Raw genomic sequence first — 7051 nt, forward strand, 5'->3', positions numbered from 1 at the left:
GATCTATCCCTCCTATGTGCGGGCAGTGGAAAAGCTCAAGTTAGAACTTCAAGACGATATCACTAATGCGATCGCGACCTTCCGTTTGCTAGCGGGCAATATTACATTATCGGGGCAACATTACTGGAAGCGTGACGGTTCCTCCTCTCCAGGGGGAAAGCCAGGTGGGGGGCGTTCTGGAGACAATATCCGCAACGGCAAGCAGCCCCAGCCCACAGAGCCCCCCAAGCCAGCCCCAGCAGAGTTTGTTACCCCAGACCCCCAGCCCCAACCGCCGCCTGTCCCCACTCCATCTCCTCCAGAACCACCGCCCGTGGTTCCAGAACCGCTGCCGTCCCTAACGCTCAAAGAAGTGGTGCAAGGACTCAACGAAATTAGCCAATTTACCAAACAGTATTTAGGAGCCACCGTTGTATCCAACTATTGGAAATCAAGCCGGCCATCCGCAGAATGGCTCACCAAGTTTGAGGTGGATCGAGCCGGTACATGGACGTTCATGGGCGGTTCGATGGAGGGTTCCCTGATGGCTGAGCAGGAAGCTTGGATTAAGCAGTGGATTGTTGCGTTTAGCAAACGGTGCTCTATCGTGATTCGCGATTACCCTACCTTGCTCCAGCAGAGCCAGATGGGCGATCGCCTCAAAGATACCCTACTACCCAACTAAAACCTTACACCTGGGACTGAGAGACTAAAATTTATGGTTAAGCTCATTAAGCTGGAGCCGATTGGGCAAGAAACGTCTGTGGAAACCAACGGCAATTTGCTGTCGGTCTTGCTCAACAAAGAACTAGATGTGTTGAAAGAATGTGGCGGGCGTGGCATGTGTGCCACCTGCCACATCTACGTGAAAGATGGTATGGGAGCACTATCGCCCATCAGCCGCCGGGAGCAACGCACCCTAGGCGTCATTACCTCCTGCAAACCCAACTCTCGCCTTGCCTGCCAGGCGCGGGTCTTAGACAATGGCGTGACGGTAGAACTCCCCCCTGGGATGTATGTCAACTCGCTACAAGATATCGAGGCCTTGATTGGGCGGCGGGCAGACCAAGATATGCTGCACCCGATTACTGGGGAAGTGTTGGTGGAAGCGGGCAAGCTGATCACCCGCTCGACAATGAAACAACTGGAAACCACCACCAGCTTCAAGGTTGGCGAATATCTCACCCAGACGAAGGATGCATAAACGGCTGCAGGTGCTGCAGTAAACGCTGCACCTGACGCTCCCACGTCCAATCCTGCATGAACTGGGCAGCGGCCTGACCCCGCTCCTGAGCAGCAGGGCGATCGCCATGGATCTGTTCTAGGTAGGCCAGGATTTCCTCCAGATCTGACTCACCCCAGCCCTCAACACAGGTATTGAGCGGGGTAGGGCGTACAGTCCCTTGGTGGCGCAAGGCATAGCAGTGGGCATCTCCCAGTAGATCGAGGTGCCCCGTGTTGGCCGATAGGATGGTGGGCAGGCCACAGGCCAGGCTTTCCATGGCTGCCAAATTAGTGCCGCCTTCAGCGCGGTTGGGGAAGAGAGCCACGTCGGCTTCTCGAATAATTGGGGCGACTAGGTGGTTGGGAATGACGCCCACATCTACCACGGCGTCCGCAGGAATTCCTTGCTCTGCCAGCCAAGCCTGGATCTGGAGGCGACCCGTGGCATCCAGCGGCGGGATGCCGGTGACATGACCGGCTGTATCGAGACCGGCCATGGTGGCGGGCCAAGCGTTATGCCAAGCGGTGAGCAGCAGGGCCTCGGGGTGGCGATCGCGGAAGTGCTTGAAGGCGCGAATCACCAGATCCTGGCCCTTGCGATACTCCAGCTTGCCGCCGGAGAAAATCACGAAGCGATCGCCCAGGAGCCGATTTCGGGGGGCAGGATGAAACAGACCAGGATCAATGCCCTGAAACACCGTAGACACCCGCTCCATCCCATGGTCCCGCAGCACCTGCTCATTCCAGGTTGAGCCCGTGATTATCCAGTCGTAGGTTTTAGCCCGCTGCAGCGCCGCGGTTGTGAATTGGGGATCCTCGAAAAAAATCACGCCCACGGTACTGTGACCCGACAGCCGCTCTAGCTCAGGAGCCGTTCTACACTGATTTCCCAAGCCTCGCAGCACCAGACCAGGAAACGAGTAGGGCTGGGACGAGGCCTGGAGGGTGCGGGCGATCGCGGCGGTTTGTTCCAAAGCTGGCTGCAGCAATGCCCAATGGAGGGGATTAAACGGCGTGGTTGCCGTAGGCGCAGGGGGCACCAAGGGCACCGGTCGATGGGTGGGCAGCAGGTGGAGGGCCAAATTTATGCCATAAATACCCCAACCTGTGGCGGGACTGAGCTGCCAGCCAATGCCAATGGCTGGGCTAATCCCTGGGGCAGTCTTGGAGGCAGTCTTGGAGGCAGTCGCGGGGGGGCTAGGCAGAGGCGATCGCTTAGGTGCTAGAGTCACGGCAGGTAAGGGCGATCGCCTAGGTGATGGAGTACTAGCAGGCGAAGGCGATCGCCCTGGTGGTTGCTGGCGGGTGATGCCTCGATCGACCTCTAGGGCCCGCACCACCTCTCCCATCACCCCTGCCCAGTCGCCGGCGGTGGTTTGGCGAAACAGGCGCAGGCTAGGATACCAAGGACTATCGCTGCGGGCCAGCATCCAGCGCCAATCGGGGGTATAGGGCAGGAGCACCCAGGCTGGTTTCCCCAACGCTCCGGCCAGATGGGCGACGGCGGTATCGACGGTAATTAACACATCTAGTTGGGCGATCGCTGCGGCCGTATCCGCAAAGTCCTGCAGGCGATCGCTCAAATCTACAACGGTGTCGCCTAGGTCTGTGACGTGACGAGCCCTGGGGCCCTTTTGCAGGCTATAGAGCTGCAGGGGATAGTCCAACAGATCGCGCAGATGATGCACCGGCAGCGATCGCTGACCGTCGTTCAAATGGGTGGGACTACCGCCCCAGACGAGACCCACCGCCGGGCGATCGCTGGTCTTCAGACGCAGATGGCTGGGCGGCGCCTGCAGGTAGGGCACTTGGGCAGGAATAGTTGCCAAGGTTGTCTGCAAAAGATAGGGCAAACTCATCAGCGGTGCATGGACGTCTATGGGCGGCAGGGGGCGATCGCGCTCCACTACCTGCGTCACCCCCGCAACCGTAGCCAGCAAGCGCATTAACGGAGCCCGACATTGCACCACCACCCGCCCTCCCAGAGCCGCCACTTGGGGCACATAGCGGCAAAACTGAATAGCATCACCAAATCCCTGCTCCGTATGCAGCAGAATTGTTTTCCCATCTAGGGGAGAGCCATCCCAATGAGGTACGCCAAACTCCGGCATAGCCTTGAAATTCGTCACCCGCCAGCGCCATTCATAGTCCGCAAACCCCGCCGCCAGATCGCCCTGCAGCAGGCGTACATAGCCGCGATTGTGGTGGGCGCTGGCATGGTCAGGCTCCAGGGCGATCGCCTGTTCATAGGCCGCGATCGCTTGATCTACCGCTCCCCAGTCCTTCAAGCTATTGCCCAAATTATTCCAAGCCGCCGCCGAGGGCTGTAAGGCCAAGGCGCGCTGGTAGTGATAGATCGAGGCCGGTAGATCCCCTTGCTCCCGCCAAGCATTGCCTAGGTTATAGTGGGCATCGGCAAAGCCAGGGTGGAGCGTTAGAGCAGCGTGGTAGGCAGCGATCGCCTCTGAGAGCTGTCCTTGGTGGCGGAGGGCAACGCCTAGATTGTTGTAAATTCGGTAGTCTTGGGGATTAAGGGAGAGCGCCTGGTGGTAGGAACGGATGGCCTGTTCGCCGTTGACCATACGTAGAGCATTGGCTTGCTTCATCCAGTTCAGCGCTTGGTGACCACGATCCTGAGACAGGGGACGCTGGTGGTGCGATCGCTCAATCGCCTCCAGCAACAGCCGCAGGCGATCGATCACTGGCTGCCAATCCTGGCGGTGAGTCTGGCGAAATAGCCGTGCCTGAGGATACCAAGGACTGTCCTCGCGATACTGCAGCCAGCGCCAGTCGGGGGCATGGGTGAGCATGATCCAAACCGGTTTACCCAGGGCTCCCGTGAGATGGGCCACCGCCGTATCCACGGTAATTACCACATCCAACTGCTGAATCAGCGCTGCTGTGGCCAGAAAATCCTCCATCAGCGGTGCCAGATCCCCTAAGCTACCTTGGGCAACCAGCTCTTGGAAAAGTGCTTCATCCTCCGATCGCACCTCTTTTTGCAGACTATAGACCTGAATGCCCGGCAGATCCAGCAGCGATCGCAGCAGCGATAACTGGCAGGATCGCAGGCGATCGTTGAGATTCCCTGTACTGCCCGACCAAACCAAGCCCACTCGCAGAGCCGTCCCATCCCATCCCGGCAGTGGCGGCCCCGGATCGGGAATCGGCAGATAGGGTACCGTATTGGGAATGGTAGCCAGGGTGGTTTGCAAGATATGGGGCAAACTCATCAGCGGCGCATGTACCTGAAACTCAGGTAAGTCCTCGCCTCGGGCGATCACCTGATCGATGCCCGGCATGGTGGCCAGCAAGGTCTTCAGAGCCGCTTGGGCTTCCACCACCACCCGCCCACCTCGAGCCACCACCGCTGGCACGTAGCGAATAAACTGCAGCGTATCGCCAAATCCCTGCTCCGCGTGCAGCACAATGGTTTGTCCTGCCAGATCCGAACCATCCCACTGGGGCTGGGTGAAGGTTCGAGGCGGCTTAAAATTCACCCCCACCACCTGCCAACGCCATTCATAGTCGGCAAATCCGGCCTGTAGATCTCCGGACTGCAGCAGCGCTAAGCCTCGATTGAGATGGGCATCAGGGTAGTTGGGACGTAGGGCGATCGCCCGTCCATAGGTCTGGATCGAATCCCGCAGGTTGCCCAATTCGTAATAGACCAAGCCTAGGTTATTCAACGCTTGGGGATAGTTCGGCTGGAGGGCGATCGCCCGCTGAAAGGCTGCCCGACTTTCTAGCAAGGTATCCCGGGCTTTGTAGTGATTGCCCAGATTGTAGTAGGCATCAGCATAGGTGGGATTCAGGGCGATCGCTTTTTGGTAATACACCAGCGATTGATCGAACTGGCCCAATTCTTGATGGGCCGCGCCGAGATTGCTATAAAACGCTGGATCCTCCGGTCGGCGCGCGATCGCCCGTTGGTAGTAGCCAATGGCCTGGGCAAATTTTCCTAGGCGCTGCAGGCCATTACCCACCGCATTCAACAGGTCAGGATTGCTGGGATCTGCCTCTAGGGCCCGTTGATAGCACATCATCGCCTGGGTAGACTGTCCCTGCTGCTGAGCAATCCAACCTAGGTTATGCCAAGCGTCTGCATAGTGGGGCTGCTGCTCCAAGGCCCGTTGATAATGGGCAATTGCCTGCCCCAGATGCGATCGCTGCCGGGCCAGGTTACCCAAATTTAAGTACACCTCAGGGTAATGGGGCTGATGCACCAGCGCCTCTCGATAGGCTCGTTCTGCCTGCTCTAGCTCACCCTGAGCCTTGAAAGCCGTTCCTAAATTGTTATAGGCGCGGGCCAGCTGCGGCTGGAGGGCGATCGCTTCCTGGTAGGCCTCGATCGCCTCCGATAGCTGGCCCATCTGCTGAGACAAAACACCAAGCCCCAGCCAGACCGTCGCCTGCTCGTCCAAATTACTATCTGGGGGCTGTGCTCGAAGGCGCTGGATACATGCATCCCGTCGTTGCTCTGCCGCCCCCAGGTTTCCGTTGCGAACCTGCTGCTGGGCGATCGCCAATTCATCCGCTAGGGAGCCCATAGGAGAGATCACTCCAACCCTGATTTCACCGTCTTTCTCACGGTAGCATCTTCCCCTTACAGCCCTGATGCAGCACCCTGACGTCTATGACGATTCTCGACCCTGACGTCGTTCTCCGTAACCACGATGCTCAACGTATCTCTCTAGAGACACACCCTGTCTAAATCTTGTGCTAACAGCAACAACCCTGATGTCAACGGTAACGGAATGTCAACCTCTCTGCAATGCGATGAAAAATTCGCTAGGCTAGGAACCGAGTTTCTCCCGGCACAGAACCGACCACCTAGAAGCTAGGGGCTAGGTACGAGGCGAATACGACCTTCATCCATTTCAGACATAAGCAGTTCCAACGCCTCATAGTCAACTTCTGAAATGTAGCCGAGGCGGCTCAGCTCGCTGTTGATGGCGTTTTCGATATCTGGGGTCAACTGTCTGATGTACAATGCCTTTTCCACCAAGAGGCGAATGGCATGAGGAGTTTGCATGGCTGGTGCTCCCGGTTAGGTGAACGGTGCGGGCGCATGGCGTCCTTGTCTTCTCTATTGTCGGCTGAATGCTTGGGGGAGGGAGTGATGCATCCCTCCTTGTTGCTGTGATGTGAATCACTGACAGGATGCTGGTGTTGGAAGGGTTTAGTGACTATACCTGGTGGATGGAAAAATAGGTGGAAAAAAGGAGGGCGATCGCCTCTTTAGAATCGATGGAGGCTGCTATAATAATAGTCCGTTAGTCTGCAATGGTGCAGGCGCAAATGCCGGTGTAGCTCAGTGGTAGAGCACTCGATTCGTAATCGAGCGGTCGTGAGTTCAAATCTCATCACCGGCTTAGTTGGTTATTAGAGTCCGAGATCTGCGACTTCTTAAAGAAGTCGCAGATCTTGTGAGCTTGAGCATTCTAATGGCGTGATTTGAAGCAGATGCCATGACTCAGGTGCAAATTTCTCCCCCTCGATGTTGAATTAAACGTGCAGGGATTGGAAAGACTACAATTGAAGCGATCGCCGATCAGCGATTCAATCCACACCAAGGCATGAGGTTAGTTATCCAATAGTCCAGCGAGCTGAAAAACTTGATTGGGCGTGATCGTTAAGGTAGACAACAAGGGAGTAGCGATCGCCCTGTCGAGGCGATAGGTCTGCGGCAAAGAACCTGGACTGAATAGGGTAATGCTTCGAGCAGCAGAATCCACAACCCACACACAGGAAATACCTGCCAGCAAATAATTAGGGCTTGCTGAAAAAAGGGAATCTTCCTCAGTGCAGCATGATTTCTATCTAGTTTGACCTGCGGACAACAATA

The 7051-nt window shown here is 57.0% G+C and carries 5 protein-coding genes and 1 tRNA gene; 3 read left to right on the forward strand and 3 right to left on the reverse strand.

The genetic code is table 11. From position 1 onward, the window contains the following. Both V6D20_08105 and V6D20_08110 read left to right on the forward strand, forming a co-directional pair. On the forward strand, positions 1–664 hold a 664-nt coding region (locus tag V6D20_08105; protein HEY9815748.1), incomplete at its 5' end, for a hypothetical protein. Between the two features lie 33 nt (positions 665–697). Beyond that, positions 698–1183: a 2Fe-2S iron-sulfur cluster-binding protein gene (locus tag V6D20_08110; protein HEY9815749.1), complete on the forward strand. Its 486-nt coding sequence runs from the start codon at positions 698–700 to the stop codon at positions 1181–1183. Here the strand turns inward: V6D20_08110 and V6D20_08115 are convergent. After that, positions 1161–5753, reverse strand: a complete 4593-nt coding sequence (locus V6D20_08115; protein ID HEY9815750.1) for a tetratricopeptide repeat protein — start codon at positions 5751–5753, stop codon at positions 1161–1163. The genes V6D20_08110 and V6D20_08115 overlap by 23 nt on opposite strands. A gap of 290 nt (positions 5754–6043) precedes the next feature. Then, positions 6044–6238 carry a hypothetical protein gene (locus tag V6D20_08120; protein HEY9815751.1) on the reverse strand — a complete coding sequence of 65 codons (195 nt, stop codon included), beginning with the start codon at positions 6236–6238 and terminating at the stop codon, positions 6044–6046. Positions 6239–6506: 268 nt separating this feature from the next. Between V6D20_08120 and V6D20_08125 the strand changes: the two genes are divergently transcribed. Then, positions 6507–6578, forward strand: a tRNA-Thr gene (locus tag V6D20_08125). Positions 6579–6788: 210 nt separating this feature from the next. On the opposite strand, the gene V6D20_08130 is transcribed toward V6D20_08125, so the two are convergent. After that, positions 6789–6941 (reverse strand): hypothetical protein, encoded by a 153-nt coding sequence (locus tag V6D20_08130; GenBank protein HEY9815752.1) that lies wholly within the window; start codon positions 6939–6941, stop codon positions 6789–6791. Between the last annotated feature and the right edge of the window lie 110 nt (positions 6942–7051).

Source organism: Candidatus Obscuribacterales bacterium (genome assembly GCA_036703605.1).
Lineage (GTDB): Bacteria > Cyanobacteriota > Cyanobacteriia > RECH01 > RECH01 > RECH01.

Coding starts and splice junctions, on each gene's coding strand:
- V6D20_08110 (HEY9815749.1), top strand. CDS start 698: ATGGTTAAGCTCATTAAGCTGGAGCCGATTGGGCAAGAAACGTCTGTG.
- V6D20_08115 (HEY9815750.1), bottom strand. CDS start 5,753: ATGGGCTCCCTAGCGGATGAATTGGCGATCGCCCAGCAGCAGGTTCGC.
- V6D20_08120 (HEY9815751.1), bottom strand. CDS start 6,238: ATGCAAACTCCTCATGCCATTCGCCTCTTGGTGGAAAAGGCATTGTAC.